22 protein-coding genes, 1 pseudogene and 1 riboswitch are annotated in these 26,347 nt (G+C 67.2%); of the genes and pseudogenes, 4 read left to right on the top strand and 19 right to left on the bottom strand.

The annotated features are described in order from the left end of the window. The first annotated feature begins 15 nt into the window (after positions 1–15). Positions 16–1,491 (top strand): efflux transporter outer membrane subunit, encoded by a 1,476-nt coding sequence (locus D9X30_RS10330; RefSeq protein WP_153946505.1) that lies wholly within the window; start codon positions 16–18, stop codon positions 1,489–1,491. 199 nt (positions 1,492–1,690) lie between these two features. Here D9X30_RS10330 and D9X30_RS10325 read toward each other — a convergent pair whose 3' ends face one another. From D9X30_RS10325 to D9X30_RS10315, 3 genes are all read right to left on the bottom strand, one after another. Next, entirely contained in the window at positions 1,691–2,890 is a 1,200-nt protein-coding gene (locus D9X30_RS10325) for a pyridoxal phosphate-dependent aminotransferase (protein WP_153946504.1), read from the bottom strand. An 82-nt stretch (positions 2,891–2,972) separates the two neighbouring features. Beyond that, the gene (locus D9X30_RS10320) at positions 2,973–3,818 is read right to left on the bottom strand and encodes a beta-keto acid cleavage family enzyme (RefSeq protein ID WP_228770817.1); all 846 of its coding nucleotides are present in this window, start codon (positions 3,816–3,818) and stop codon (positions 2,973–2,975) included. A 10-nt stretch (positions 3,819–3,828) separates the two neighbouring features. After that, positions 3,829–5,154, bottom strand: a complete 1,326-nt coding sequence (locus tag D9X30_RS10315; RefSeq protein ID WP_153946503.1) for an aspartate aminotransferase family protein — start codon at positions 5,152–5,154, stop codon at positions 3,829–3,831. Positions 5,155–5,337: 183 nt separating this feature from the next. Between D9X30_RS10315 and D9X30_RS10310 the strand changes: the two genes are divergently transcribed. Next, entirely contained in the window at positions 5,338–6,234 is an 897-nt protein-coding gene (locus D9X30_RS10310; RefSeq protein ID WP_153946502.1) for a MurR/RpiR family transcriptional regulator, read from the top strand. Between the two features lie 120 nt (positions 6,235–6,354). On the opposite strand, the gene D9X30_RS10305 is transcribed toward D9X30_RS10310, so the two are convergent. The 5 genes from D9X30_RS10305 to D9X30_RS10285 all read right to left on the bottom strand — a co-directional run bounded on the left by D9X30_RS10305 (position 6,355) and on the right by D9X30_RS10285 (position 12,065). Continuing rightward, a complete protein-coding gene (locus D9X30_RS10305) occupies positions 6,355–7,272 on the bottom strand; it encodes a glutamate/aspartate ABC transporter substrate-binding protein (RefSeq protein WP_153946501.1) in 918 nt (305 codons plus the stop codon). A 164-nt stretch (positions 7,273–7,436) separates the two neighbouring features. Continuing rightward, positions 7,437–8,798 carry an MFS transporter gene (locus tag D9X30_RS10300; RefSeq protein WP_153946500.1) on the bottom strand — a complete coding sequence of 454 codons (1,362 nt, stop codon included), beginning with the start codon at positions 8,796–8,798 and terminating at the stop codon, positions 7,437–7,439. A 104-nt stretch (positions 8,799–8,902) separates the two neighbouring features. Continuing rightward, entirely contained in the window at positions 8,903–9,112 is a 210-nt protein-coding gene (locus D9X30_RS10295) for a DUF2783 domain-containing protein (protein ID WP_153946499.1), read from the bottom strand. A gap of 36 nt (positions 9,113–9,148) precedes the next feature. Beyond that, positions 9,149–10,903, bottom strand: coding sequence for an FAD-dependent oxidoreductase (locus D9X30_RS10290; protein WP_153946498.1), 1,755 nt, complete (start codon positions 10,901–10,903; stop codon positions 9,149–9,151). A 202-nt stretch (positions 10,904–11,105) separates the two neighbouring features. Continuing rightward, on the bottom strand, positions 11,106–12,065 hold the full coding sequence (locus tag D9X30_RS10285; protein WP_153946497.1) for an MBL fold metallo-hydrolase: 960 nt from the start codon (positions 12,063–12,065) through the stop codon (positions 11,106–11,108). 262 nt (positions 12,066–12,327) lie between these two features. Here D9X30_RS10285 and D9X30_RS10280 point away from each other — a divergent pair, with 262 nt between their 5' ends. Further along, positions 12,328–13,110, top strand: coding sequence for an IclR family transcriptional regulator (locus D9X30_RS10280; protein ID WP_153946496.1), 783 nt, complete (start codon positions 12,328–12,330; stop codon positions 13,108–13,110). Further along, entirely contained in the window at positions 13,107–13,904 is a 798-nt protein-coding gene (locus D9X30_RS10275; protein ID WP_153946495.1) for an IclR family transcriptional regulator, read from the top strand. Before D9X30_RS10280 ends, D9X30_RS10275 begins: the two co-directional genes overlap by 4 nt. Positions 13,905–13,946: 42 nt before the next feature. Here the strand turns inward: D9X30_RS10275 and D9X30_RS10270 are convergent, their stop codons facing one another. The 11 genes and pseudogenes from D9X30_RS10270 to D9X30_RS10220 form a co-directional block, all read right to left on the bottom strand. Then, positions 13,947–15,689, bottom strand: coding sequence for a SulP family inorganic anion transporter (locus D9X30_RS10270; protein ID WP_153946494.1), 1,743 nt, complete (start codon positions 15,687–15,689; stop codon positions 13,947–13,949). A gap of 233 nt (positions 15,690–15,922) precedes the next feature. Then, a complete protein-coding gene (locus D9X30_RS10265; RefSeq protein ID WP_153946493.1) occupies positions 15,923–16,690 on the bottom strand; it encodes a DeoR/GlpR family DNA-binding transcription regulator in 768 nt (255 codons plus the stop codon). Between the two features lie 126 nt (positions 16,691–16,816). Beyond that, positions 16,817–19,039, bottom strand: a complete 2,223-nt coding sequence (locus D9X30_RS10260) for a TonB-dependent receptor (protein ID WP_153946492.1) — start codon at positions 19,037–19,039, stop codon at positions 16,817–16,819. A gap of 33 nt (positions 19,040–19,072) precedes the next feature. Beyond that, positions 19,073–19,330, bottom strand: a riboswitch (cobalamin riboswitch). A 105-nt stretch (positions 19,331–19,435) separates the two neighbouring features. Beyond that, on the bottom strand, positions 19,436–20,185 hold the full coding sequence (locus D9X30_RS10255; RefSeq protein ID WP_153946796.1) for an amino acid ABC transporter ATP-binding protein: 750 nt from the start codon (positions 20,183–20,185) through the stop codon (positions 19,436–19,438). Positions 20,186–20,213: 28 nt separating this feature from the next. After that, positions 20,214–20,867, bottom strand: coding sequence for an amino acid ABC transporter permease (locus D9X30_RS10250; protein ID WP_153946491.1), 654 nt, complete (start codon positions 20,865–20,867; stop codon positions 20,214–20,216). 86 nt (positions 20,868–20,953) lie between these two features. Beyond that, positions 20,954–21,742 (bottom strand): amino acid ABC transporter substrate-binding protein, encoded by a 789-nt coding sequence (locus tag D9X30_RS10245; protein WP_153946490.1) that lies wholly within the window; start codon positions 21,740–21,742, stop codon positions 20,954–20,956. 419 nt (positions 21,743–22,161) lie between these two features. Then, a complete protein-coding gene (locus D9X30_RS10240; protein ID WP_153946489.1) occupies positions 22,162–22,620 on the bottom strand; it encodes a chromate resistance protein ChrB domain-containing protein in 459 nt (152 codons plus the stop codon). Between the two features lie 37 nt (positions 22,621–22,657). Further along, on the bottom strand, positions 22,658–23,857 hold the full coding sequence (locus tag D9X30_RS10235) for a chromate transporter (RefSeq protein ID WP_153946488.1): 1,200 nt from the start codon (positions 23,855–23,857) through the stop codon (positions 22,658–22,660). A 19-nt stretch (positions 23,858–23,876) separates the two neighbouring features. Next, positions 23,877–24,845 carry a chromate resistance protein ChrB domain-containing protein gene (locus D9X30_RS10230; RefSeq protein WP_153946487.1) on the bottom strand — a complete coding sequence of 323 codons (969 nt, stop codon included), beginning with the start codon at positions 24,843–24,845 and terminating at the stop codon, positions 23,877–23,879. Positions 24,846–25,194: 349 nt separating this feature from the next. Then, positions 25,195–25,500 (bottom strand): annotated as a pseudogene (locus D9X30_RS10225) (hydrolase); the annotation flags it as partial. Between the two features lie 3 nt (positions 25,501–25,503). Continuing rightward, positions 25,504–26,202 carry a hydrolase gene (locus D9X30_RS10220; RefSeq protein WP_153950441.1) on the bottom strand — a complete coding sequence of 233 codons (699 nt, stop codon included), beginning with the start codon at positions 26,200–26,202 and terminating at the stop codon, positions 25,504–25,506. Positions 26,203–26,347: the final 145 nt, after the last annotated feature.

Raw genomic sequence — 26,347 nt, 5'->3', positions numbered from 1 at the left:
AAGCGGAGCCTTGCCATGCGTACGTTTCCCACCTTGCTCGCCCCGGTCGCCTCGCTTTGCGCGCTGCTGGCCGCCGGTTGCGCGGTAGGCCCGGACTTCCGCAGCCCCGACGCGCCTGCCGACGCGCGATACACCGCTGGCCCGCAGCCGCTGCAGATGCCGGCCCAGGGCTTCCCGACGCAAACGCTGCAGCCCGGCGATGTGCCCGCGCAATGGTGGACGCTGTTCGGCAATCCTCAGCTGGACGAGACGATACGCATGGCGCTGGCCAGCAGCCCCACGCTGACGCAGGCGCGCGCCCGCCTGCGCGAAGCCCAGGAGAACCTGGCCGCGCGCACCGGGGCCACGCAATTTCCGCAGGTCGATGCCAAGTTCAACGCCACCCGCCAGCAGGTGGACCTGACCTCCGTCGGCATCACCCAGTTTCCGAGCCCCGGCCCGTTCACGCTCTACAACGCCAGCGTGCAGGTGTCCTACGCGCTGGATCTGTTTGGCGGGCAGCGGCGCGAACTCGAAGGCCTGCGTGCTGCGGTCGACTATCAACGCTACGAACTGGAGGCGGCCCGCCTGTCGCTGGCGGCGAACGTGGCCACCACGGTGATCCGCGAAGCCGGGCTGCGCGCGCAACTGGCCGATACGGTGGCCATCGCCGAAGCGCAGCAGCGTCAGCTTGGCATCATGCAGCAGCGACTGAAGGCAGGCGGTGTGGCGCGCGTGGACGTACAGCGGCAGCAATCCGAACTGGCGCAGACGCAGGCGCTGCTGCCGGGGTTGTCGCAACAGCTCGACGCCGCACGCCATCAGCTTGCCGTCTACACCGGACAGACGCCGGCCAGCGCGCATCTGCCCGAGTTCCGGCTTGACGATCTGCACCTGCCCGAGACGCTGCCGGTCAGCCTGCCCGGCGAACTGGCACGGCGCCGCCCCGACATCCGCGCGGCCGAGGCGCTGCTGCACCAGGCATCGGCCGACATCGGCGTGGCCACCGCCAACCTCTATCCGCAGATCACGCTGACGGCCAGCGGCGGCACCCAGCAGATGCGGGCGCGCGACCTGTTCAGCAGCATGAACGTCTGGAGCCTGGCAGCCGGCGTGGTGCAGCCGGTGTTCCACGGCGGCGAACTACGCGCGCAGAAACGCGCCAAGGAAGCGGCGTACGAACAATCGCTGGGCGCCTACCAGCAGGCCGTGCTGCAGGGGCTGCAAAACGTCGCGGACACCCTGCGCGCTCTCGACGCCGACGCCGGCACCCTGCAGGCCCGCGCCGACAATGCCCGGCAAACGCGCGACACGCTGGCCATCGTCAGCGAGCAATACCGGCTGGGCGGCGTGAGCCAGTTCACGGTGATCGACGCCGAACGCCAGGCCCGCCAGGCCGCGCTGGATTTGTCGCAGGCCCGCGCGGCCAGACTGGCCGATTCGGCGGCGCTGATGCAGGCGCTGGGGGGTGGGTGGTGGGGGGAAGAGGCGACGGTGGGGAGCCTGAAATAGAGGCTCTCGGTACCGGAAACGCCCGCCCTCTCCCCCAGCCCCTCTCCCGCTCGCGGGAGAGGGGAGCGAACCGACCGTGCTTGTCATGCGGTGGCTCGCGGGTCAGCGGAGCGAACCGACAGTGCTTGTCATGCGGTGGGTGTTCTCCCCTCTCCCGCATGCGGGAGAGGGGCGGGGGAGAGGGCAAGCGCATCAAATGCTATGACCGCAGATACGCGCGCAACCGCCTCACCCCCTCATCCAGCCGCGTCACGTCGCACGCGTAGCACCATCTGACAAAGCCCTCGCCCTCGTCGCCGAACGCGCTGCCGGGTGCCAGCCCAAGGTGCGCCTCGCGCACCAGGCGTTTGCAGAGCGCCAGGCTGTCCGCGGCGCCGGCCAGCCGGAAGAACACGTACATGGCGCCGTCGGGCGCGTGGGCTTCCACGCCTGGCAGGGTAGACAGCGCGCCGACCAGATGATCGCGCGACGTGCGCAGCCGTTGAACCAGGTCCTGGGTGAACGCCTCGCCCTGCTGCACGGCCACGATGCCCGCCTCCTGCACGAACGAGGGCGCGCAGGACGTGTTGTATTCGATCAGCTTGCCGAGGTCGTCCATCAGCGATGCGGGCAGCACCATCCAGCCCAGCCGCCAGCCCGTCATCAGCCATGCCTTCGAAAACGAGTTCACCGCGATCACGCGTTCGTCGCGGCTGGCGATATCGAGGAACGACGGCGCGTTGCCCCCTTCGCTGCCGTAGTAGAGCCGTTCGTACACCTCGTCGGCGATGATCCAGATGCCGTGGCGGCGGCAGTGGTCCAGCACGGCCTGCTGCTGGGCGCGCGGCATGACCCAGCCCGTGGGATTGTTGGGCGAGTTGATCATCACCGCCCGCGTACCGGGCGTCAGGGCGCGCAGCAGGCGGTCGATATCGAGTGTCCAGCCTTTGTCGCCGAAGTCGAGCGATACGGTGTCCACGGTGGCGCCGAGGATGCGCGGGATTTCCACCAGGTTGGGCCAGAGCGGCGTGACGCAGACCACGCGGTCCCCCGGGCCGGCCACAAGCTGGGCGGCCAGCATCAGCGCGTTGACGCCGGCGCTGGTTACGGCGATGTTGTCGACCGGCGTGGCGCCGTGCAGCCGCGTCACGTAGTCGGACAGCGCGACCCGCAGCGGCGCGATGCCCAGGTTGTGCGTGTAGAACGTGGCGCCGCTGGCCAGCGCCTGCGCGGCGGCGTCGCGGATGAAAGCCGGGGTCACCTGATCCGACTCGCCGAACCAGAACGGCATGACATCGGGCAGGCCGATGCCCGCGTTGGCCACCTCACGGATGCGCGAGGCGCGCAGGCCGTGGACGATGTCCCGCGCCAGCGGCACGGCTTCGTTGGAAGAAGGCAGGCGAGACGGACTGGCGGACATCGGCACTCCTGGAACGAAAAGCGGATGAAGCGCCTAGCGTACCGGAATCCCGCCGGGGCTGCCGGCGGGAATGCACTGGGGATTACGCGAAGCGGGCGCGCAGGTCGTCGGCCGTCATCGCCGCATAGCCCAGGCCGCTCAGCGGCGTACGCACGGCACGCAGCAGGCCGGCGTTGTCGGGCGCCGTGCTGCCGTCGGGCAACGTCATGTTGTTCTCGAAACCAATGCGCGCATGCCCGCCCAGTATCACGGCCGCCGCCGCGCAGTCGGCTTCCTGCTTGCCGAACGCGCAAACCGCCCATTCGACGCCGCTCTGGTCCAGCCCCACGTCGCGCCATGCGGCCAGGAACGGCAGCAAGTCCGTGGGCGACGACTTCTGGCCGGCCGAGTAGCGGCCCAGCACGAACAGCACCCAGTGCCGCCCGGCCGGAATGGCGCCGCTGGCCCGCAATGCGGCATAGCGGCGCACATCGTCGGCATCGTAGAGGATGTACTGCGCCACCACGTGCTCGCGATGCATCCACTGGAAGAACGACTCGGCCGCCGGCAGCGCCGCATCGTCGGGCACCAGTTCGCGCACCGCCACCGACGCAGCCTCCGGCCGCAGCGCCTGCACCATCGCGATCTGCTGGGCCGGCTGGTAGATGCCCACCGCTTCGGTGGTCAACTGCAGCACCAGTTGCTGGCCGACGGCCTTGCGCACGGCCGCGATGGCCGGCTCGTAATCGGCGACTTCGAGGCTGTGCGTCGCGTCGGCCTTGCGTACATGCAGGTGGATCATCGCCGCACCGGCCTCCACGCAATCACGCGCGCACTGCGCCAGTTCGTCGGGGGCGATAGGCAGCCGGGCGTGGTCGGCGTGGGTCTTGCGCGCGCCGTTGGGTGCCACGGCCAGCGCGAAGGGACGGCGCAGGGTATCGATCGTCATGGGTCGTTCCTCAGGCCGGCAGTACGGTGTTCACCGACTGCACGAAGCGGTCGACGATGTTGTCGATATCGGCCGGCGTGCAGATGAACGGCGGCGCGAACAGCACGTGGTCGCCATGGATGCCATCGACCGTGCCGCCCATCGGGTAGACCAAAAGGCCATTCTCCATGCAGGTGCGCTTGAGCACCGCGTGGGTCTTCTTCGCCGGATCGAGCGTGGCCTTGGTGGCGCGGTCGGCCACGAACTCCACGCCGACGAACAGGCCGCGGCCGCGCACGTCGCCCAGGTTCGGATGGCGGCCCAGCGCCTCGCGCAGCCGTGCACGCAGCTGGTCGCCACGGGCCAGCACGTTGTCGAGCAGCTTGTCTTCGGCAATCGTGCGCTGCACGGCCAGCGCAGCCGCGCACGCGGTGGCGTGGCCGATATAGGTATGTCCGTGCTGGAAGAAGCCGCTGCCGCCGACGATGGCATCGTAGATGCGCGCGGTGGACATCATCGCGCCGATCGGCTGGTAGCCCGCGCCCAGGCCCTTGGCGATGGTCACGATATCGGGCACCACGCCGTCTTCCTCGCAGGCGAACAGATAGCCGGTGCGGCCCATGCCGGACATCACCTCGTCCAGAATCAGCAGCACGCCGTACTTGTCGCACACAGCGCGGATGCGCTTGAGGTAGTCCGCCACCGGCGGCACCGCGCCGGCCGTGGCCCCGACCACGGTCTCGGCGACGAAGCCGGCCACCGAATCCGGCCCCAGTTCCAGGATCTTGGCTTCCAGTTCGTCGGCCAGGCGCTGTGCATATTGCACGTCGGTCTCGCCGGCAGCCTGGTCGCGATAGGCATAGCACGGCGACACATGGTGCGCGGGCACCAGCAGCGGCAGGAACGGCTCGCGGCGCCAGGCGTTGCCGCCAATGGCCAGCGCACCCAGCGTGTTGCCGTGATAGCTCTGGCGGCGCGCGATGAAATGGCGGCGCTGCGTCTGGCCCGTCTCGACGAAATACTGCCGCGCCAGCTTCAGCGCGGCTTCCACGGCCTCGGAGCCGCCGGACACGAAGTACACGTGGTTCAGGTCGCCCGGTGCGGCATCGGCCAGCGTCTGGGCCAGCGTTTCCGACACCTCGGTGGTAAAGAACGACGTGTGGGCATAGGCCAGCGTATCCACCTGCTGCTTGATCGCCGCGATCACGCGCGGATGGCCGTGGCCCAGGCACGACACCGCCGCACCGCCCGAGGCATCCAGGTAGGCGCGGCCGTTGCTGTCGAACAGCTCGATACCCTTGCCGCCAACGGCGACTGGCAAGGTTTGCTTGGGATTGCGATGGAAGACGTGCGTCATGGTCGGCGTGCAAGAAAGCGCATGGGGCGCGAAACAGGTAGCCAGTATAGGAACAACACACCGGCTGCGCAACAACTGTTTCATATTTGCAGCCATACGAAACATACGATTCCTGCAATTCCGCCGACACCGGCCGGCGACCTATGCAACAATCGTTGCAGATCCCGCTTTTTCATCACATCGATGTCCGACGCCCAGCCCAGCCCTCCCGAATCGCTCGACGCCCTGCTCGAACAACTGCGCACGGAATTTCCGAATCTCAGCGTCCAGTTCCAGGGCGGCGCGCGCTATCTGCTGGACCATCCGCGCGACATCGCCATCCAGTCGATGCGCAAGGTGGCCGCCAATGCCGGCGTGCAGCCGGCGACACTGGTGCGCCTGTCGCAGTCGTTGGGATTCGACGGATGGCAGGGTCTGCGGGAGCTGTTCGTGACGGCCGTACGCGAGGGCGGCAGCCAGCCGTACGCGCGCCGCGCGCGCAAGGTGGTCAAGGATTCGGACAAAGCCAGCGGCCCGGGCAAGATGCTGGCCGAGATGATCGAGGTGCAGCACCACAACCTCGACGCGCTGCTGGCCAACAATGCCGACACCCTGCCCCGCGCGGCCGACCTGCTGGCCGCCGCGCCCATCGTGCACGTGGCCGGCTTCCGCTCGTGCTTTCCGATCGCGTTCACGTTCCACTACATCTACGGGCTGTTCCGCAGCTCGGTGCGACTGATCCGCGGCGACGCCGGCACGCTGGAAATGGAACTGCGCGCGCTCAACGCCCGCGACGCCGTACTGGTCGCCGGCTTCGCGCCCTACTCGCACGAAAGCCTGCGCGTGGCCCAGGCGGCGCGCGAGGCCGGCTGCAAGGTCATCGCCCTGACCGACAGCACCGTGGCCCCGATTGCCCTGGAGGCCGACTGCACGCTGCTGTTCGCCATCGACAGCCCGTCATTCTTCCCGTCGATTACATCCGGCGTGACGATGGTGGAGGCGCTGGTCGAGCAGCTGCTGGCCCGCAAGGGCAAGGGGGCGATCCGGGCGCTCGAGCAGACCGAGGGGCAGCTTCATCGCACGGGGGCTTATTTGCCATAGCCGCTTTGGGCGGCGCCATGACGGCGAAGCGAAGCGGTTCCGGCCAGGGGCGTGGCCGCAGACAGTACGAGTGGTACGGCCAGGCCACGCACAACGCAAGAATCGTCTTGGTAGTGGCGCTTACTCGAACGCCTCGTCATTCGGATTCGCATACGCCTTCTTGATCTGCTCGCTCTGCGGCAGGTCGAACGAAATGTTCTTCGGCGGCACCGGCTTCTGGAACCACTTGGCGTAGAGCGTGTTGATCTCGCCGCTGCGCATCAGGCCGGTCATGGCGTTGTCCACCACCTGTTTGAAGCCGGGGTCGTCGCGGCGCATCATGAAACCATAGGCTTCGAAGGACTGCGGCGTGCCCACCACGGCCCAGTCGTCGGGCCGGGGCGCCAGCGTGCGGGCGCCGGATAGCAGCACGTCGTCCATCATGAATGCCGCCACGCGGCCCGACTGCAGGATCAGGAACGATTCGCCGTAGTCCTTGGCGCTCTGGATCGTCATGTTGGCGCCCTTTTCGTCGTTCAGCTTGCGCAGGATGCGCTCCGACGTCGTGCCCGCATTCGTCACCACGGACTTGCCTGCCAGGTCCGCGAAGTCGTGGACCGGGCTGCCCTTCTTGACCAGCAGCCGGGTGCCCGCCACGAAGTAAGTGGTCGAGAACGCCACCTGCTGCTGGCGCGACTTCAGGTTGGTCGTGACGCCGCACTCCAGGTCCACCGTGCCGTTCTGCACCAGCGATTGGCGATTTTGCGATGTCACGGGGACCATGCGCACCTGCAGGTTCGGCGAACCCGTTTCCTTCTTGACGGCATCGACAACGCGGTCGCAGATGTCCTGGGCAAACCCGATCACTTTCTGGTTGGCGTCGTAATACGAAAACGGAATCGACGACGTCCGGTGCCCGATCGCGATCGTGTTGGACGACTTGATCTTGCTGAGCGTCGGGCTGGCGGCCACCGCCGCTGCGTCGGCGGCCAGCGCCGAACCGGCGCCACTGAACGCGGCCAGCAGCACCGCGGCACGGATCGGGAAGGACTGGGTCATGGAAACACTCCTGTTGAATGAAAGCGTCAGCTGTTGCAATGCTAGTCATTGAGCAACAAGTGTTCCATCATGGATAACCATGAAACAAATGGATTTTCCCCGAAGCCGGGCATGCGGCGCCCGGCTTTGGGGAAATGTGGCAATGCGGCGAGGCGGCCAGGCGGTCAGTGCGCCGCCGGGGTGCGTGGGATGCCCTTCCACATGGCCAGTCCGCTTGCCAGCAGCAGGCCCGCCAGCAGGTACAGCGCGTTGTCCATGCTGCCCGTGTGGGTCTTGATCTGGCCGATCACCCAGGGGCTGACGATGCCGCTGGTGATGCCGATGCTGGAGATGAACGCGATACCGGTGGCGGCGGTCTGGGCCGGCAGGTGGCTGGGCGGCAGCGACCAGAAGATCGGCAAGGCGGCGAAAATCAGCACGGCCGCCACCGAGAGAATCGCCAGCGACACGCCCAGGCTCGGCACGTGCAGCGTCAGCGCCGCCAGGGCCAGCGCGCCGCCGGCGGTGCAGCACAGGAAGTGCCCATGGCGCTCGCCCAGCCGGTCGGAGCGGCGTGCGATCAGGATCAGCCCAACCGCGCCGATCGCATTCGGGATCACCGAGTACAGGCTGATCGCCATCACGTCGCGGATGCCGAAGTCCCGGATCATCAGCGGCATCCAGAACGACAGCGTCAGCGATCCGCAGGTCAGCGCGAAGTAGATGAACGCGAACAGGTACAGGCGCGGATTGCGCAGCGCCTTGCCCAGCGCCTGCAGCGAATGGGCGTGGCCGCCCCGCCCTTGCGTCCCGGCCGCGCGCTGGGCCACCAGGTAGTCCTGCTCGGCAGGCGTCAGCCAGCGCGCCTGGCGCGGGCCATCGACCAGACAGAACGCCGCCACCAGCCCCAGCAGCACGGCCGGTGCGCCTTCGATGGCGAACATCCATTGCCAGCCGTGCATGCCCAGCACGCCGGCCATGTCGCGCATGATCCAGCCCGATACCAGCCCGCCCAGCACCCCGGCCACCGCCACGCCGGCAAAGAAGATCGCCATCACCGCGGCACGGCGGCGCGCCGGGAACCAGTAGGTCAGGTACAGCACGATGCCTGGGAAGAAGCCCGCCTCGAACACGCCCAGCAGGAAGCGCAGCAAATAGAAGTGAGACGGCTGCGACACCAGCATCATGCCGACTGACGCCATGCCCCACAGCACCATGATGCGCGTGAACGTCCGGCGCGCCCCGAAACGCGCCAGCAGCATGTTGCTCGGCACCTCGCAGAGCACGTAGCCCACGTAGAACACGGCGGCGCCCAGGCCGTACATCGCGTCGCTGAAGCCCAGGTCCTGCTTCATCTGCAACTGCGCGAAACCGATGTTGATGCGGTCCAGGAACGACACCACGTAGCAGACGAACAGGAACGGGATGATGCGCAGCCAGACCTTGCGGTACAGCGCGTCTTCCTGCGGCAGCGGCAGGCTGTGTGGCAAGGGTTCGGTCGGGATTTCTGGCAAGGCGGGGGCGGCGCCCAGGCTCTGGGTGTGCATGGTTGTCTCCGGATTCAGCAGGGTGGCAGGCGCGAGTCGCCCCCGGGGCGTCGGATTGCGCCCCTGCGGAGGTCGATCGCGGATTCGGTGGTGGTTAGGCGCGACTAGGCCGGCGTGGGCGCTTCGGCTGCCGCACGGGCCAGCTGCATGGCCTCGACCAGTGTGTCGTGGTCGCCGATATGGTTGGCCAGCAGCAGGATCAGCCGCGCGTTGACGGCCTGGCTGGCGGCGTCGTCGAGGCCGCGGTGCATGTCGATCAGCGCCTCGTAGAAGTCGTCCGGGCGCGCAAGGTTGGGGGCGGTATTGAGCGGCATGGGGCCTGTCTCCTTCGGATGGCTGGGTTCAGGGCTTCAGGCCAGGGCCGCTGCCTGCACCGGGGCGGATGGCGTCAGGGTCCGGGATACCGGCGCGTTGCCGGTGGCACGGGCCAGTGCAGCGGCGATGGCCGCCACATCGGCACCGCGCCAGCGCGCACATACGTGCTGGTCCGGTCGGATCAGGTAGCAGGTGCCGGCACGCGCGTCGTAGCGGCTGGCGGCCAGGCCCTCTGCATCGCGCAGCACCGTGGCGCCGGGCCAGGCCTGTGCCGATGCCGAAATGGCCGGGTCGGTGACAAACACCACGCGCAGCGGAATGCCGCCCTGCTGCAGCGTGCGCAGCGCCTCGGCCTGCGCGGCATCGAGCCCGGCCGGCGGGCCGAACACCAGCACCACGAACGCGTTGCCCAGGTGCTGCAGCAGCCACGGCTTGGCGGCCGCATCGGCAACGGGTGCGTCCACGCATGCCGCCCCCGGCGCCATGGCGCCGCCGAATGCATCGGCATCGGCCGTGTTCAGCGTCGAATCGTGCAGCACCGCCGGCACCGACAGGCGACCGCTGTTGACCAGTTGCCGCGCGAACGCGTGATCGCGCGCCAGCGTCAGCACGGCATCGCGGAACACCCGGCTGACTGCGCTCTTCGGCGTGATGAAATCGGTGGCGCGCGTGGAATTGCGGATGTTCTCGTCGGCCGCGTATTCGCGTTCGCTGGCGTAGGTGTCCAGCAGGCTGTCGGGCGCCTTGCCCTGCAGCACATAGGCCAGTTTCCAGGCCAGGTTCTCGGCGTCCTGCACGCCGCTGTTGGCGCCACGCGCGCCGAACGGGGACACCCCGTGCGCGGCATCGCCGGCGAACAGCACGCGGCCATGGCGGAAGCTGTCCATGCGCACGCAGGCAAACGTGTACACGCTGACCCATTCCAGTTCGAACTTCGCGTCGGGACCCAGCAGCGCCTGCACGCGGGGGATCACGCGCTCGGGCGCCTTCTCGGCCACGGGGTCGGCATCCCAGCCCAGCTGGAAGTCGATGCGCCAGACGTTGTCGGGCTGGCGGTGCAGCAACACCGACTGGTTCGGATGGAACGGCGGGTCGAACCAGAACCAGCGTTCGGCCGGAAACGGCGCCTCCATCTTCACATCGGCAATCAGGAAGCGGTCGCGGAACGTGTGGCCATGGCTTTCCTGCCCCAGCATCCTGCGCAGCGGGCTGCGCGAGCCGTCGGCCGCCACCACGTAGCGGCCGCACAGCGTGTAGCAGCCGGCGGGGGTCTCGATGGTCAGCGCCACGTGGTCGGGGTGCTGCTCCACGGCCACGGCGCGGCTCTTCCAGCGGATGTCGATATTGGGCATCGCCCGCGCGCAATCGAGCAGATAGCCCTCGACGTAATACTGCTGCAGGTTGATGAACGCCGGACGCCGATGGCCGGCCTCGGGCAGCAGGTCGAACGCGTAGATCTGGCGGTCCTGCAGGAACACCTTGCCCACATGCCAGCGCACGCCCTTGTCGACCATGCGGTCACCGCAGCCCAGGCGGTCGAAGATGTCCAGCGTGCGCTTGGCAAAGCAGATCGCCCGCGAGCCGGTGGACAGCGTGCAGTCGTCATCGACCAGCACCACCGGCACGTCGTGGCGCGCCAGGTCGATCGCGGTGGCCAGCCCCACCGGCCCCGCGCCCACCACGATCACGGGATGCGGGCTCGCGGCCCGGTGGCCCGGCTGCTGCTCGGCACAGGGCATGTAGGCGTACGTCTGCTTCTGGTAGTCGATGTCGACTTCGGTACTGCTCATGGTGTCTCCGTCCACTTGTATGTGGTTGCGTTCTTTTGCTCCGCTCTCCCCCGCAGTGGAAGAGGGGTTGGGGGAGAGGGCCTGGCGGTTCTGCCTGCTACCCGTGGCCAGTGGAACTGCCCTGCCCTCCCCCCCGCCCCTCTCCCGACGTGCGGGAGAGGGGAGAAAACCATCGCTCCGGCTCGCGCCTGCTTATGCCTGCTTATGCCTGCAACGCCGCCCACATCTCCTGATCGCGCTGCGCCGTCCAGATGCGCGGATGCGTGATGCCGGACGCCTCGTCGAACGCGCGCGACACGTCGAACGGCAGGCAGTGCTCGTAGATGAACACGTGGCCGAACTTCGGATCCATCAACTTGCGCGTATGCGCCATGGCGGCCTTCAGGTCGAGCTTGTCGGCCACGGCTTCGCGGCCGGCCTGCAGCAGCGTGGAGACGAAATCCTTGGTGTAGGCCAGACCCTTGGCCACGTCGGCCGGGGTGGTCAGCGCGGGGCCGCGGCCCGGCACCAGCTTTTCGGGCTGCAGCGCGGCCAGCGCGTCCAGCGTGGCCGGCCATTGTTCGAGCTGGGCGTCGCCGCAGTAGCAGGCGGCGTCGTACTCCACCAGGTCGCCCGAGAACAGTACCTTCTGCTGCGGCAGCCACACCACGGTGTCGCCCTTGGTGTGGCCGGCGCCCAGGTGGGCGATGCGCACTTCGAGCTTGCCCATGAACAGCGTGATCTCGCGCTCGAAGACCAGCGTCGGCCAGGTCAGGCCCGGCACGGTTTCCACGCCGGCGAACAGGCGCGGAAACCGTTCGATCTCGGATTTCATGTCGGCCTCGCCGCGCTCCACGATCATCTCGTAGGTGCCCCGGCTGGCGATGACCTGCTGCGCGCCCTCGGCAAAGTAGGCCGAAGCGCCCAGCACACGCACCGCGTGGTAGTGCGACAGCACCACGTACTTGATCGGCTTGTCGGTGATCTCGCGGATGCGGGCAATCAGGTCCTGCGCCATGGCCGGCGTGGCGGTGGTGTCCACGATCATCACGCCGTCGTCGCCAATGATCACGCCCGAATTGGGGTCGCCCTCGGCCGTATAGGCCCAGGCGTTTTCCGAAAGCTGGGTGAAGGTGATCTGCTTGGCTTCCAGGTCGGCCTGGGATGCGAATGCTTTTGCCATGTCTGCCTCGTTGTCTTGTGTAGGGGGATGGGTCGGGCGATCACGCGGGGGATCGGCGTGAATGAATCTTAGGAAGATGGCTATTTTTAGTCAATGGCAAATACAATTGCTATTTGCTAAATTACCCGCCAGGCCTTGTCGCAGCGTAGGCGACGCGGGAAAACCCCGATGCCGAGGCGCCGCGACAAGCGCCTGACAGGCCGCCCGCTGGCGATGCATCGCGTACCATTGGGCTCTTTCCGACAGACAGCAGCACGCAGGCATGGCAAGACCCCCGGGCGAATCCGCCGGCAAGACCCAGCGCGGCATCCAGAGCGTGGAGGTGGGCGGCCGCCTGCTGCAGGCGCTGGCCGATGCACGCCGGCCGCTGGCACTGGCCGAACTGGCCGCCGCCGCGCAACTGGCGCCGGCGCAGGCGCATACCTATCTGGTCAGCCTGACGCGCCTGGGGCTCATCAAGCGCGATCATCTCGACGGCAGCTACGAACCGGGGCCGCTGGCCTTGCGCCTGGGCATGCTGCATCTGGACCACACGCCGGCGTACCGCGCGGCCGTGCCGCACGTGCAGGCGCTGGCCTCGGCCATCGGCTGGAACGTGGCCGTCAGCCTGCCCACGCCGCAGGGGCCGACCATCGTCCACTACGCGTCCGCCGGGTCGCCGCTGCACGTCAACCTGCACGTGGGTACGGTCATGGCCCTGGCCACCACGGCCACCGGCCGCACGTACTGCGCGTTCCAGCCGCCAGCGCACTGGCAGCCGATCTGGCGCCAGCAAGAGGCCGGTGCTTCTTCCGCGGACACCCTGCCCGGTTTCATGGATCAACTGGCCGCCGTGCGCCAGCGCGGCATGGAACGCAGTATCGATACGCCCAGCCCGGCAGTCAGCAGCCTGGCGATGCCGCTGGTCGATGCCGACGGCACGCTGCGCCTGGTACTGACCGCCATCGGTTCCACGGGCGCCATCGACGTCGACTGGCAAGGCCCGGTGGCGCGCACACTGCGCGGGGCCATCGACGACATCGCGCGGGCAATGGAGGCGACATGACCGAACTGGAAGACAGCAAACCCCAGCGCGGCATCCAGTCGCTCGACAATACGGGCCAGTTGCTCAATGCGCTGGCCGACGCCGGCCGTCCGCTATCGCTGGGCGAACTGGCGCGCGCCGCCGGCATGGCGCCGGCCAAGGCGTTCCCGCATCTGGTCAGCCTGCAGAAGATCGGCCTGCTGACGCGCAATGCCGACGGCGACTTCGAGGCCGGCATGCTGGCGCTGGAAATGGGCCTGGTGGCGCTGCAGCGCCTGTCGCCCACGCGCGAGGCCGAGCCCGAGGTGGTGGCGCTGGCGCATGCCACCGGCCTGTCGGTGGCGATGGCGGTGTTCGGCCCGCTGGGGCCCACGGTGATCCGGCTGGAAGAAGCGTTGCGTCCGCAGCACGTCAGCCTGCGCGTGGGCACGGTGCTCTCGATGGTCAACACGGCCATCGGCCGCACGTTCGCCGCCCATCTGCCCGATGACGTACTGACACAGGCGCTGGCGCAGGATGCGATCCGCATGGCGGGTGTGCCCGTGGATGCGGCGATCCGGCAGGCCGCCACCCCGCGCTGGCGCAAGATTCGCGACGATGGCATCGACAACGCCGTCAGCCGCCCCGTGCCCGGCATCGACACCCTGGCCGCCCCGGTGTTCGACCACACCGGCGCGCTGGCGCTGGTCATCGCCGTGATGGGCAGCAGCGGCAGCTTCGACAGCGCGCTGGACAGCGAGGTGGCCCAACTGGTCAGGCAGGCGGCGCGGCGGTTGTCGTGGCGGTTCGGGGCGATGGGCGCCAGCGGGGGCTGACGCGGCATACCCGCCAGCCGCTGGCCGTGCCTCGCCCCATCGTCATTCGTCCAGTTTCCGGGCGCCGATGCTGGCCAGATAGTCGTCCACGGCGCTGCCCACGGTGGGATGGAAGCAGGCATTGGGGAATGTCTCGGTCAGCTCGAAGCGCCGCAGCTTGTCTCGGACGGGGTCCTTCATTTCCGCGAAATGCAGGGCCACGCCGTCCTGGGCCAGGTTCTGGCTCAGTTCGCGCAGCATGTCGGCCGACGTGACGTCCACGCTGGTGACCGGCTCGGCCGCCACCACCACCCAGCGCACCGGCTTCGGCGCCGCCTCCACGGCCTCCGTCAGGCGCTGCTGGAACAGTTCGGCATTGGCAAAGAACAGCGGTGCGTCCCAGCGGAACAGCACCAGCCCGTCGATCAGTGCCGCATGGGGATAGCGTTTCAGGTCGTGGTAGCCGCGCAGGCCCGGCACCCGGCCCAGTACCGCGAAATGCGGCCGCCAGCCGTCCCACAGGAATTCGATCACGGCCAGGACCACGGCCAGGCAGATGCCGGGAATCGTGCCGAATACGGCCACGGCGGCAAAGCACAGCATCGACAGCCAGAACTCCCACTGCTGGATGCGATAGATGCGCTGCAGATCCTTGAACTCGAACAGCCCGATAGCCGCCGCGATCACCACGGCGGCCAGCGCGCTGTTGGGCAGGTAGCGCAGCAGATTGGGCGCCACCAGCAGCAGGGCCGCCACGGCAATGGCGCCGACCACGCCAGTCAGCTGCGTGCGGGCGCCGGCTGCCTCGGCCACCGGCGTGCGCGACGCGCTGCTGCTGATCGGAAACCCCTGGAACAGCCCGGCCGCCAGGTTGGCCACGCCCAGGCCCACCATCTCCTGATTCGGGTCCACCCGCGTATGGGTGCGCGCGGCATAGGTGCGCGACAGCACGCTAGTATCGGCAAAGGCGATCAGCGCCACGGCACAGCCGCCCAGCGCGATGCGGACGATATCCACGCCGCTGAACCACGGCAGCGCGAAGGTCGGCAGCCCCTGCGGGATCTCGCCCAGCACCTTCACGCCCTGGGTATCGAGCCGGAACACACTGACCGCCAGCGTGGCCAGCACCACGGCGATCAGGATGCCCGGCACGCGCTCGAATCTCTTCAGGAACAGGATCAACACGAGGCTGGCCGCGCCCACGGCAAAGCTGTACCAGTTGGCCTTGCCATCGGCGATGGCCTGCGCCAGCCACCACAGCTCGCGCAGCGGCCCGGCATCGTCGACCTTGATGGCGAACAGCTTGGGCAACTGGCTGACCAGCACCGTCAGGGCGATGCCATTCATATAGCCGTAGCGGATCGGCTTGGACAGCAGTTCGGTAATGAACCCCAGCCGCAGCAGGCCCAGCACGATGCAGAACAGGCCGGCCACGATGGCCATCAGGCTGGCGGTGGCCACGGCGCGCATCGGGTCGCCGCCGGACATGCCAACCACCACCGCCAGGATCGGCGCGGCCAGCGCGGAATCGGGCCCCAGCACCAGGATGCGGCTTGGCCCGAACAGCGCGTAGGCCAGCAGCGGGATGATCGTCGCGTAGAGCCCGTACACGCCCGGCACGCCCGACGCCTCGGCATAGGCGATACCCACCGGCACCAGCATCGTGGTCAGCACGAGCCCCGCCGCCAGGTCACGCGGCAGCCAGGCTGCCTCGTAGGTGCGCAGCATGGCCAGCCCGGGCAGCCAGCGCAGCCAGTGGGGGGCCGGCGCGTGGGCGGGCGTTGGAGTCGGCGCGGTGGATGCCATGGGACCCTTTTTGTGTTGGTGACACGCCCGAGAGCGGTGTGATTCAGCATAGGTCCCGCATGCGCCAAAGCAAGCGCATGAATGTGGCGCATGCCACACCCGTTCAATTGGCACCCGCGGACGGCCTTGCCCGGCGGGCGGGCCGGGCGATCACCCCGTCAAACGAGGCGATCCGGTATCCGGGACGAAGGGCGACCAAGGAAGACGCCAGGTGAGCCGGCGGTGCCGGTGGCTCAGCACAGGTGCAGCGCCACGCCGGCGCGCTCGCACAGGCCTGGCAACGATGGCAGCGCGTCGGTGGCTTCGGCGTCTGTGAACAGGTGGTCGATCTGGTCGAGGCCGGCCACGCGGCACGGCGCGTGGCGCAGGCACTTGCTGCTGTCGGCCAGCAGCACGCGCAGATGGCTGTGCGACAGCAGCACCTGGCTCAATTCGGCCTCCTCCGGCTGGAATTCGTAGAACGTGCCGTCCGCGTCGATGCCGGCGGCGCCGCAGATCGCCACATGCGCACGAAAACGTCGTACGAAATCCAGGGTGGCACTGCCCATCACATCGAAATCGCCGGCACGCAGCCGTCCGCCCGTGACCCAGGTTTCGATGCGGGGCATGTCAGCCAGCGCATGCACGGCACCGAGGTTGTTGGTGATCACGCGCAGCGGCAGGTCGTCCGGCAGCGCGCGGGCAAAGTCGGCCACCGTGGTGCCATAGCCCAGGAACACCGTGGCATCGGCCTCGACGATGCCAATGGCCGCCTCGGCAATGCGCCGCTTGCGCTCCACATGCGCGGTACTGCGTTGCAGGTAGCTGATGTTGTGCTGGCTGGCCGGCAGGCTCAGCCCGCCGTGCATGCGTCGCGCCAGCCCCTGCACGCTCAGTTCGTTGATGTCGCGCCGGATGGTCTGGCTGCTGACGCCAAAGCGGCTGGCCAGTTGTTCGGTACTGAGGTAGCCGGCATCATTCAGCCAGCCGAAGATTTCACGTTGCCGCAGGGTCAGGCTCATCGACGCTCATTCGCTCACTTTGCATGGTCGAACGAAAATGTAAGCGCGCGATATGACACTTCCGTGACAGTCGTGCCCTCCCCGCCGTTGGGGCGGGCTGGGCGGCCACCGACCGCCCGAGGCCACTCAGAAGTAGAAGTTTGCCGACAGTTCCGCCGAGCGTGGACGGCCCAGCAGCCACTGCTGGCCGCCGTTCGAGAACGATTCGGCGTAGTCGCGGTTGAACAGGTTGTAGACGCGCAGGGTCAGCGCCGCCTGCCTGGTCACGCGCCACGACAGCGCGGTATCGACCGTCGTATAGCTCGGCACGCGCACGTTGTTGGCGGTGTCCGCGTAACGGCCGCCCACGTAGCGCAGGCCCGTGGCGAACGTCCACTGCGGCATGACGTTCCAGCTCAGCCAGGCGTTGGCTGCCTGCTGCGGCACGCTGGTCGGCACATTGCCGGCACGCGACACCGCCACGCCCCCTACCGACTCGGTGAAGTCGTCATAGCGTGCCCGCAGCACCGTGCCGTTGATGTCCAGTCGCAGGCCGCGCAGCACTTCCACGCTGGCCGATGCCTCCAGCCCGCGCGACGACTGTTCGCCCACCTGCTGGGTGATCGTCGGATTGACCGGGTCGCGCGACAGCAGGTTGTTCTTGCGGATCTCGTAGGCCGCGACCGTCCATTCGCCGCGATGGCCCCAGAACGCCTGCTTCACCCCCACTTCCACCTGTTTGCCGGTAGCCAGCTCGAAATTGCGCTGCGCGTCGTTGGTCGTCACCAGCGAACCAAGCGGATCGGTGGCCGTGGCGTACTGCGCGTAGACCGACAGCGCGGGCGTGAACTGGTACACCGTGCCCACGCGCCACGTGGTATTGGCGAAGGTTTTCTCCCAGCCCGTGTTGGCGACCAGATCGGTGCGATACAGCCGGGCGTGGTCGAAGCGCACGCCGCCGATCACCGACCACTGCGGCGTAAAGGAAATACGATGCTCGCCGAACAGCGCGTACTGCGTGGTGTGGGTCCGCAGGCGGGGCGAGGTGACGATGCCCGTCGGGCTGAAGAACATCCCCGGATCGAAGTCGTACGCATTGACCGTCGACGATCCGCCATACGGCGAATTGTTCGAATGCGTGAAGTTGATCTTGTTGATGTCGAAGCCGACCGTCGTGGCGTTCTCCAGCCCGAACAGCCAGCTCTTGACCGTCAGGTCCGCGCGATTGCCCACCTGCTCCTGGTCGTGCAGGATTTCCAGATAGTCGGTGCGGCGCACCTGCGAGGTTGCCGGCAGGAACGCGTAGGTCTCGCTATCGCGCCAATGCCGATGGCTGGTCAGGTAATAGAACTGGTTACGCACGGTGACGCGGTCGTTGGGCGTCCATTCGGCGTTCAGGCGCGTCCAGCGGTCGCGGTAGCTGATCTGGGCATCGCCCACGTTGTAGTTCTTCTTGCGCAGCGACGTGTCCAGGCTGCCGTTCACCAGCGGCACGCCGAAGTACTGCTGCGGATGCTGGGTGCCGTCGTCATAGGACAGCGTCAGGTTGAAGTCCGGATTGACGTCCAGCCGCACCGACGCCGACACCATCAGGTTGTTCGAATCCCCGCGATCGACCCAGCCGGCCGAACGGTTGTACGCGGTGGCGAAGCGGTACGACAGGTTGTCGTTGACCTTGCCGCCACTGTCGAACGCCACGCGCGCGGTCTTCTCGGTACCGCCCGTGATCTGGAGTTCGTTCTCGATGGGCCCGCGGATGGGCTTCTTCTGCACCACGCTGACCACGCCACCGATAGCACCTTCGCCATACATGACCGATGCCGGCCCGCGCAGCACTTCGATGCGGTCCACCGACCAGGTATCGAACGGGAACGTGACCGTGCCCGAGGCCACGTACATGCGCGTACCGTCGAGCAGCTGCATGACCGAGCCCTGGCCGGCAAAGCCACGGGCCGTCAGCGACGTGCCACCGTTGCCGGGCGCCGGGTTGCCGGTGATGCCGGTGGCCCGCGTCACCGCTTCGCGCACGGACTGGTCGCCGCGCGCACGGATCGTCTCGCCGCCCAGCACTTCGACGCTTGCCGGTGTTTCCAGCGGGGTCAGGCCCAGGCGGCTGCCTGTGTATTCGGGCGTGGACAGGGCCAGCCCCGGCGGGTCAAGCTGAGCCGCCCCGCTGACCGTGACAGCCGGCAGCGTACCTGCCTTCCGGTCGGAAGCGGCCTCCTGCGCCCATGCACCCGGGAAATGGAGACTGGCGACGGTGCCAAGCGAGGCAGCCAGCAGATGTGGCCGGCGCGCACGCGCGGAGCCAGGGCGAAACGGGGCCGAGCGCAAGCGGCCGGCGGAGTGCGCGGACAGATTGTGTGTCATCGTCAAGCCAGGCGACCCCGCCCGGGCAATGGATTTCGATGATGACAACAGGCCGGTATCCGGGCTTGCAGGGCGGCGCGTCTCGCGCCGGGATGCCATCGCCTTCCCGCGCCATGTGCTGGCGCAGTGACCGCCGACCCGGATGGATCGGCCTGACGGTTCCCACCTGCTTACCGTTGCGGGGGCAGCACAGGCATGGCCGCTCTCGTCGAAATCTGGACGATCGGCGACGCACCTGTTTCCCGTTTAACCGGCGAATGGCTCGCCGGCACCTGCAGTCACGGTCGGCACACGAGAACCGTGTGCCGCGGTGCGCATTCTACCTGCAACAGTCTTGATACAAACGCGACAAAACGACACGCGCCCGGCGTGCCGTCCGTGGTGGGCGACCCACGCTCAGAACACGCGCGTCAGGAATTCCCGCGTCCGCGCCTGAACGGGCGCCCCGAACAGCTGCGCCGGCGGGCCCTCCTCGACCACCTTGCCGCCGTCCATGAAGACCACATGGCTGGCCACCTCGCGCGCGAAACCCATTTCGTGCGTGACCACCAGCATCGTCATGTGCTCGTCGGCCAGCTGGCGCATGGTGCGCAGCACTTCGCCGGTCAGTTCGGGGTCGAGCGCCGAAGTGGGCTCGTCGAACAGCATGATGTCCGGCTCCATGGCCAGCGCGCGGGCAATCGCCACGCGCTGCTTCTGGCCGCCCGACAGACGCGACGGATAGCTGTCGCGCTTGTCGAACAGGCCGACCTTGCGCAGCAGATCCTCGGCCAGCGGCACGATGCGGTCGCGCGACATGCCCTTGACAGTCATCGGGGCCTCGATCAGGTTCTGCAGCACGGTCAGGTGCGGGAACAGGTTGAACGACTGGAACACCATGCCCATCCTGGCGCAAATACGACGCAGATCGGCACCCTTGGCGTAGCGCACACCGCTGGCGTCGGTGGCCGCGAGCACTTCGCCCTCGATTTCCAGCGTGCCGCGGTCGATCAGTTCCAGATGGTTCATGCACCGCAGCAGCGTGCTCTTGCCCGAGCCCGATGGGCCGATGACGGCGGTCACGTCGCCCTTGCGCAGCGACAGGGACACGCCCTTGAGCACCTCCAGCGCGCCGAAGGACTTGTGAATGTCGCGGGCCGACACCATCAATGGGCGCTCGCGCACGCCGGCGTTCTCATTGATCGTATCTTGCATAGCGTTTTTCGAGGCGTTGGAAGAGCCACGTCAGAACCAGCGTCATCACCAGGTAAAACAGTGCGGCCACCAGGAACGGGGTTGTCGTGAAATCGCGCTGCACGATGCTGCGCGCCGTGCGCAGGATGTCATTGAGCGCCAGCACATAGATCAGCGAGGTGTCCTTGACCAGCGTGATGGTCTCGTTGCTCACCGGGGGCAGCACGCGGCCGATCATCTGGGGCAGCACGATCCGGCGCATGGTCTGGAAGTAGCTCAGGCCCAGCGTCTTGCTGGCCTCGTACTGGCCGCGCTCCACCGACTGGATGCCGGCCCGGAAGATCTCGGCGAAGTACGCCGCGTAGTTCAGCGCGAACGCGACCACGGCAGCGGGGAAATCGGGCAGCCGGATGCCGACATACGGCACGAACGGCAGCGCGAAATAGATGAAAAGCATCTGCAGCATCAGCGGCGTGCCGCGCATCAGCCAGATATAGCCATTCACCAGGCCGCTGACCGGCGCCCACGCCGAAATCCGCAGCAGGGCCAGCGCCAGGCCCAGCGGCACCGACAGCCCGAGCGTGATGGCAAACAGGGTCAAGGTGACCTTGGCCCCTTCCATCATCGGAGGCAGGAGAGAAAGAACGTAGTCCATGCTGAAACATTACGATGCGGGTGCAACAGGGCCGGTGCAATTTGCTTGCTTTCCCGAACCCTGCGCCACTTGCAAGGTGGCTGTCCTTACTTCGTGATGTCCGCGCCGAACCACTGGGTGGCGATGCGTGCGGCCGTGCCGTCCTGCTTCATCGCGGCCAGCGTCTTGTTCAGCTTGTCCAGCAGTTCGCCGTCGTCCTTGCGCACGCCCACGCCGTAGTCTTCGGTGCCGAAGTTCTCGGTCAGGATGCGGTATTCGCCCGCGCGCTTGCTGGCCAGGTAGCGGCCCACCACTTCGTCGACCACCACGGCGTCGAGGCGGCCTGCCGACAGGTCCATCAGCGCCGTCACATTGTCGCCAAACGACTTCAGTTCCTTCAGGCTCGCCGCCACGGCTGCCTCTTTCTTGATCGCGTCCACGGCGCTGCTGCCGTCCTGTGCGCCAACGATGCGGCCGGCCAGGTCGGCCTTGGTCTGGATCGGCGACTTTTCGGTCACGATGACGATCTGGTGGTTCGTCATGTACGGCGCGGTGAAGCTGATGTTCTTCTTGCGGTCCTCGGTGATCGTCAGGCCGTTCCACAGCACGTCAACGCGCTTGCCGTTCAGTTCGGCTTCCTTGGCGCTCCAGTCGATCGGCTTGAAATCCACCGTCATGCCAAGCCGCTGCGCCGCTTCCTTCGCCATGTCGATGTCGAAGCCCACCAGCTGGTTGTTGGCATCGCGGAAACCCATCGGCGGAAAGTTGTCGTCCAGGCCCACGACGATGCTGGTGCCGGCGCTGGCAGGCTTTGCCGCCGGCGTCGGGTCGCTCTTGCCGCAGGCGGCCAGCAACGAAAGACCGGAGATCAGGAGAACGGCTGCTATTTTTTTCATGATGTCGAGGAGAGATTAAGGGTGCGGCAACGCGTGCCGCCGCACCGATGGCAGGATCGCCGCCACCGGCACCATTCGCGCCCGTTGGCGCAACCTGGCGCTCACAGCCAGGCAATGCCCGGGTGCCGCGCACAATTGCCCCGCCGCGCCGGGTGGTCTGCCGGCATGGTGTGAACATCGGGAAGTGGGCGCGGAATCGAGGCGATCCGGCAAGGCGATCCGCAGAGGTCGCTGAACGCGTGAGCCATCGGCCATCTGGCGTCCTGGCCCACCGGGTTGACCGATGGGCAGCGCCGGGTGGCCAGCCAACAGGCCGACATTCTACAGGGACGCACGGCGCGGCAGGCCGTGATCGGCGCCGCGCCTGATGTCATCCGTGTTGCGATTGATACCTAAAAGTCACTTTTTGCGAGGATCGTTCAGGCCGGCATGATCGGCGGCCAGTTGTGCGTCTCGGCCTGGCAGTGCTTGCACCAGGCGTACAGGGCGTCGTACATCACCATGCCCTGCCGCAGCATGTCATGGTCGTCGGCAAAGGTCTGCGACAGGCCCAGCGATATCGCATAGAGGCCGCCGGACTCGCGGGTGAGGTCCAGCCGCGACGTGTCGGCACCCCGGACGATGGCGGCAAGCTGGTCGAGCGAAGGGTCGGCCAGGCCGTACTTCTTCAGGAAGGCATCGAAACTGCACAGGTCGCCTTCGTGCGACAGCTCGACGCCGGGTATGTCGTAGGGAATCGCCCCGCTGCGCTGCGCTTCGGCCAGTACGTCGCCGGCGGGTACATATAGAAACTCCGGCGAAGGATCGATAAACCGGGCCACCAGCCAGGGACAGGCAATCCGGTCGATCTTGGGGCGTTCTCGCGTGATCCATTTCATGATTGGCTCCTGAACATCCCGCCGACGCCGGCCGACATCAGCCGCGCAGCAGCGGATAGACGATCAGCCCGATGACGGCCGCACCGAGCACGATCACCGGCTCTGGCAGTTTCTTGAAACGCCAGAGCAACAGCACAGTCACCACGGCAAGCGCCACGGTCGGGACATCGACCAGCGAACGCCGGGCCAGCACGATCACGGCGCCCGTGATGGCGCCGACGGCCGCGGCCGTCACGCCGTCCACGAAGGCGATGATGGCCGGCCGCTTGCCGTACTTCTTGAAGTAAGGCGCCGGGATGACGGTAAACAGATAGCAAGGCAGGAACGTGGCCAGCGCGGCCACCACCGCGCCGGGCAGGCCAGCCACCAGATAGCCGATGAAGCCCACGGTAATCACCACGGGGCCAGGCGTGATCATGGCCACGGCCACGGCATCGACGAACTGCTTGTCATTGAGCCAGTGGTGCTCGGTCACCACGCCGCCGTACAGGAACGGCACGATGGCCAGCCCCGAGCCGAATACGAACGCCCCGGCCTTGGCGAAGAACACGCCGATCTGTATCAGCAGCGGCCAGTCCAGGCTGCTGGCGAACCCGCCGGCCATCGGCAACTGCGCGGCGGCAACGGCATTGACGCCCCGCTCGCGCAGCCACTTCGGCGGCGCGCGCCAGAACCACACCAGCAGCCCGGCGGCCAGGAACAGCCAGGCGATTTCGGATTCGGTGATCACCGTGACCGCGCCCAGCACCAGATAGATGCCCCACAGCAGCGGGTCCCGGCCCACGCTCTTGTTGGTCAGCTTGTACGCGCTGAGCGTGATGATGCCGATCACCGCCGCGCCGACGCCGTAGAACACCGACTGCATCCACGTCAGGCCGCCGAACTTCGTATAGGCCCAGCCCAGCGCCAGCACCATCAGGAACGACGGCAGCACAAAGGCCATGCCGACCAGCGTGGCGCCGACGATGCGGTAGTGGACATAGCCCAGATAGATGGCAAGCTGCGCGGCCATCGGCCCGGGCGCCAGTTGCGCCAGCGCGATGCCCTCCTTGTAGTCCCCATCGGTAATCCATTGCCTGCGTTCGACCAGATCGCGATGCATGTAGCCGGCCAGCGCCACCGGCCCGCCAAAGCCGAGCGTGCCCAGGCGCAGCATGTAGCAGACCAGCTGCCAGAGGCCATAGCGGGGGCCGTCCTGGCCGATGTCCCCAGTGGGGGTCGTGTCTTGCGGATTCATGTGCAGTGTCCCCAGGGTGCTACCGTTTGCGGCGGCTGGCGCTGCCGTAGTGGGTGTAAAGGGAGTCCAGTACCGGGCTCATATCGCGCAGCAACGCGTCGTCGTCCGGCATACGGGTGCGTGCCCCGGTCAGCACGGCCTCGAAGCCGCTGGCCTCCGCGACCGGCGCGCCACCGACATCGAGCACATGGATCAGTTGCGCCAGCTTGGCCAGCCCCTTGTCCTCGTCCAGCCCGAAGCTCGCCATCAGCACCTCGAACGACACGCGGTCGCCGATATGCGTGAACGTCGCGCCGTCGAAATCGAATCCGAGCGCATCGGCCGGGCACTGCCGCACGTCATCGAGCCACAGGAACCTGGCATGGGGGTCGATAAAGCGCTGGATCAGCCAGGCGCACGCGACGCGGTCTACCCAGAGGTGCTTGCGCGTGGCCCAGCAGCGCCCCTGGTATTGCGCGGGATCGCGCCTGGCGATGGCACCGGAGACGCCGTGCGGCTCGCCCGGAGACAGCGCGGCATCCACGGCGGCATTGAAATCGCGCCACTTTGCCTCGGCAATTGCCGCGGGCTCGCCGGGGAAGAAGTCGATCTTCCGGATCGCGTCATAGCCACGTCCCAACCGGCGCGCGACGCGCAACAGCTCGGCTTCGCCCAGGCCCGTGATGGCCTCGCGGGCGGCTGCCAGTTCAGTGGTCCAGTCGGCATATTCGGCCGACCGATCGAACAGCCGCCGATAGTCGGCTTCCTGTTCCTGCGTGGCCACGACCGATAGCAGCCAGACCTTGCCATCCTGATCCGCCGCATCGTCGGCAAGTGCCTGCAGCGGCGGCTGCAGTTCAGCCCGGTCGGGTACCAGATAGACGCCATCGCGCAGCGCCGCGCCGCCCAGCGCCTTGATCGCGCGCCAGAACCGCATGCGGGCCGTGGCTGCCGACGTCGGCAGGCTGATGACAAGGAGCCGCCAAGTGGCGGAGTGAAAAGTGTCCATGCCGGGCATCGTAGATGGCCGCAACATGCACTTCAAGTCTGTCACAAGCTCTACAGCGGGAGTCCCCTCCCGGCCATGCGATCAATGCGCTACCCGGGCCAGTCCAGTAGGGGCGGCGCGCCTGCCGAGCGCGCTGCGGGCGACCAGGGCACACACCGCCAGCGTCCCGGCCAACATGCCAAGGGACGACGAGGTGTGCCCATGCGACGAGAATCCCGTCGCAAAGGCGACGGCGGCCATTTCCAGCCTGCGACCGATTTGTTGAGGGCGTGTCATAGTGGTTGCGCCTTTTGCCTATGCGCTTGTTCCGGGTGGCCCGACTCCGATGCCGCGCCACCCACCGTGGATGTCAGTACTCGATCACCGGCGCATGCACCGGGGCGATCGACGGATGGGCGCTCTGCGTGCGCTGGGCGGCCTTGTGCACCATCGTGTAGGCGTAGTCGATGCCCATGCCGTAGGCGCCCGAGTGTTCCTTCGCCAGGCCCGTCACCGCGTCGTACGTTTCCTTGTTCTTCCAGTCACGCTGCCATTCCAGCAGGACCTGCTGCCACGTCACCGGTACCACGCCGGCCTGGATCATGCGCTGCATGGCGTAGTCGTGCGCTTCCTTGGTGGTGCCGCCCGAGGCGTCGGCCACCATGTAGATCTCGTAATNTCAGTACTCGATCACCGGCGCATGCACCGGGGCGATCGACGGATGGGCGCTCTGCGTGCGCTGGGCGGCCTTGTGCACCATCGTGTAGGCGTAGTCGATGCCCATGCCGTAGGCGCCCGAGTGTTCCTTCGCCAGGCCCGTCACCGCGTCGTACGTTTCCTTGTTCTTCCAGTCACGCTGCCATTCCAGCAGGACCTGCTGCCACGTCACCGGTACCACGCCGGCCTGGATCATGCGCTGCATGGCGTAGTCGTGCGCTTCCTTGGTGGTGCCGCCCGAGGCGTCGGCCACCATGTAGATCTCGTAATCCCCTTCGAGCATGGCGCTCAGGGCGAAGGTGGTGTTGCAGACTTCGGTCCACAGGCCCGCCACGACGATCTTCTTGCGGCCGTTGGCGGCCAGCGAATCGCGCACCTTCTGGTCGTCCCACGAGTTCATCGAGGTGCGTTCGAGCGTTTCCTTGCCCGGGAAGACGTCGAGCAGTTCGGGGTAGGTGTAGCCGGAGAACGATTCGCTCTCGACGGTGGTGATGGTGGTCGGCACGTCGAAGATCTTCGCGGCCTTGGCCAGGCCCACGACGTTGTTCTTCATGGTCTGGCGGTCCATCGACTGCACGCCAAAGGCCATCTGGGGCTGGTGGTCGATGATGATCAGCTGGCTGTTGCGCGGGGTCAGGACTTGCAGTTTGGCGTTCGACATGATGGGCTCCGGTATTAAAAACGATTCAATAAGTTTGAGGTTTATCGGGCGGCGCTGGCTTCGCTTCGTTCGTTTCGCTGCGTTGCTGCGCTGTCCATGTGCAGAACTATAGCGACCGCCGCCCTGCATAAAGTGGGCTATCGTC

Source organism: Cupriavidus sp. U2 (assembly GCF_009663685.2).
In the GTDB taxonomy this organism is placed as follows: domain Bacteria; phylum Pseudomonadota; class Gammaproteobacteria; order Burkholderiales; family Burkholderiaceae; genus Cupriavidus; species Cupriavidus necator_C.
Note: the sequence above shows the minus strand (reverse complement) of the source record. Positions and strands in the feature narration are given on the sequence as shown.

Bases quoted from the DNA above. Each gene is read 5' to 3' on its own strand.
- D9X30_RS10235 (WP_153946488.1), bottom strand. From the start codon at position 23,857: ATGAATCCGCAAGACACGACCCCCACTGGGGACATCGGCCAGGACGGC.
- D9X30_RS10280 (WP_153946496.1), top strand. From the start codon at position 12,328: ATGGCAAGACCCCCGGGCGAATCCGCCGGCAAGACCCAGCGCGGCATC.
- D9X30_RS10240 (WP_153946489.1), bottom strand. From the start codon at position 22,620: ATGAAATGGATCACGCGAGAACGCCCCAAGATCGACCGGATTGCCTGT.
- D9X30_RS10250 (WP_153946491.1), bottom strand. From the start codon at position 20,867: ATGGACTACGTTCTTTCTCTCCTGCCTCCGATGATGGAAGGGGCCAAG.
- D9X30_RS10305 (WP_153946501.1), bottom strand. From the start codon at position 7,272: ATGACCCAGTCCTTCCCGATCCGTGCCGCGGTGCTGCTGGCCGCGTTC.
- D9X30_RS10220 (WP_153950441.1), bottom strand. From the start codon at position 26,202: ATGTCGAACGCCAAACTGCAAGTCCTGACCCCGCGCAACAGCCAGCTG.
- D9X30_RS10285 (WP_153946497.1), bottom strand. From the start codon at position 12,065: ATGGCAAAAGCATTCGCATCCCAGGCCGACCTGGAAGCCAAGCAGATC.
- D9X30_RS10295 (WP_153946499.1), bottom strand. From the start codon at position 9,112: ATGCCGCTCAATACCGCCCCCAACCTTGCGCGCCCGGACGACTTCTAC.
- D9X30_RS10260 (WP_153946492.1), bottom strand. From the start codon at position 19,039: ATGACACACAATCTGTCCGCGCACTCCGCCGGCCGCTTGCGCTCGGCC.
- D9X30_RS10325 (WP_153946504.1), bottom strand. From the start codon at position 2,890: ATGTCCGCCAGTCCGTCTCGCCTGCCTTCTTCCAACGAAGCCGTGCCG.
- D9X30_RS10315 (WP_153946503.1), bottom strand. From the start codon at position 5,154: ATGACGCACGTCTTCCATCGCAATCCCAAGCAAACCTTGCCAGTCGCC.
- D9X30_RS10275 (WP_153946495.1), top strand. From the start codon at position 13,107: ATGACCGAACTGGAAGACAGCAAACCCCAGCGCGGCATCCAGTCGCTC.
- D9X30_RS10265 (WP_153946493.1), bottom strand. From the start codon at position 16,690: ATGAGCCTGACCCTGCGGCAACGTGAAATCTTCGGCTGGCTGAATGAT.
- D9X30_RS10310 (WP_153946502.1), top strand. From the start codon at position 5,338: ATGTCCGACGCCCAGCCCAGCCCTCCCGAATCGCTCGACGCCCTGCTC.
- D9X30_RS10270 (WP_153946494.1), bottom strand. From the start codon at position 15,689: ATGGCATCCACCGCGCCGACTCCAACGCCCGCCCACGCGCCGGCCCCC.
- D9X30_RS10330 (WP_153946505.1), top strand. From the start codon at position 16: ATGCGTACGTTTCCCACCTTGCTCGCCCCGGTCGCCTCGCTTTGCGCG.
- D9X30_RS10290 (WP_153946498.1), bottom strand. From the start codon at position 10,903: ATGAGCAGTACCGAAGTCGACATCGACTACCAGAAGCAGACGTACGCC.
- D9X30_RS10255 (WP_153946796.1), bottom strand. From the start codon at position 20,185: ATGGTGTCGGCCCGCGACATTCACAAGTCCTTCGGCGCGCTGGAGGTG.
- D9X30_RS10230 (WP_153946487.1), bottom strand. From the start codon at position 24,845: ATGGACACTTTTCACTCCGCCACTTGGCGGCTCCTTGTCATCAGCCTG.
- D9X30_RS10245 (WP_153946490.1), bottom strand. From the start codon at position 21,742: ATGAAAAAAATAGCAGCCGTTCTCCTGATCTCCGGTCTTTCGTTGCTG.
- D9X30_RS10300 (WP_153946500.1), bottom strand. From the start codon at position 8,798: ATGCACACCCAGAGCCTGGGCGCCGCCCCCGCCTTGCCAGAAATCCCG.
- D9X30_RS10320 (WP_228770817.1), bottom strand. From the start codon at position 3,818: ATGACGATCGATACCCTGCGCCGTCCCTTCGCGCTGGCCGTGGCACCC.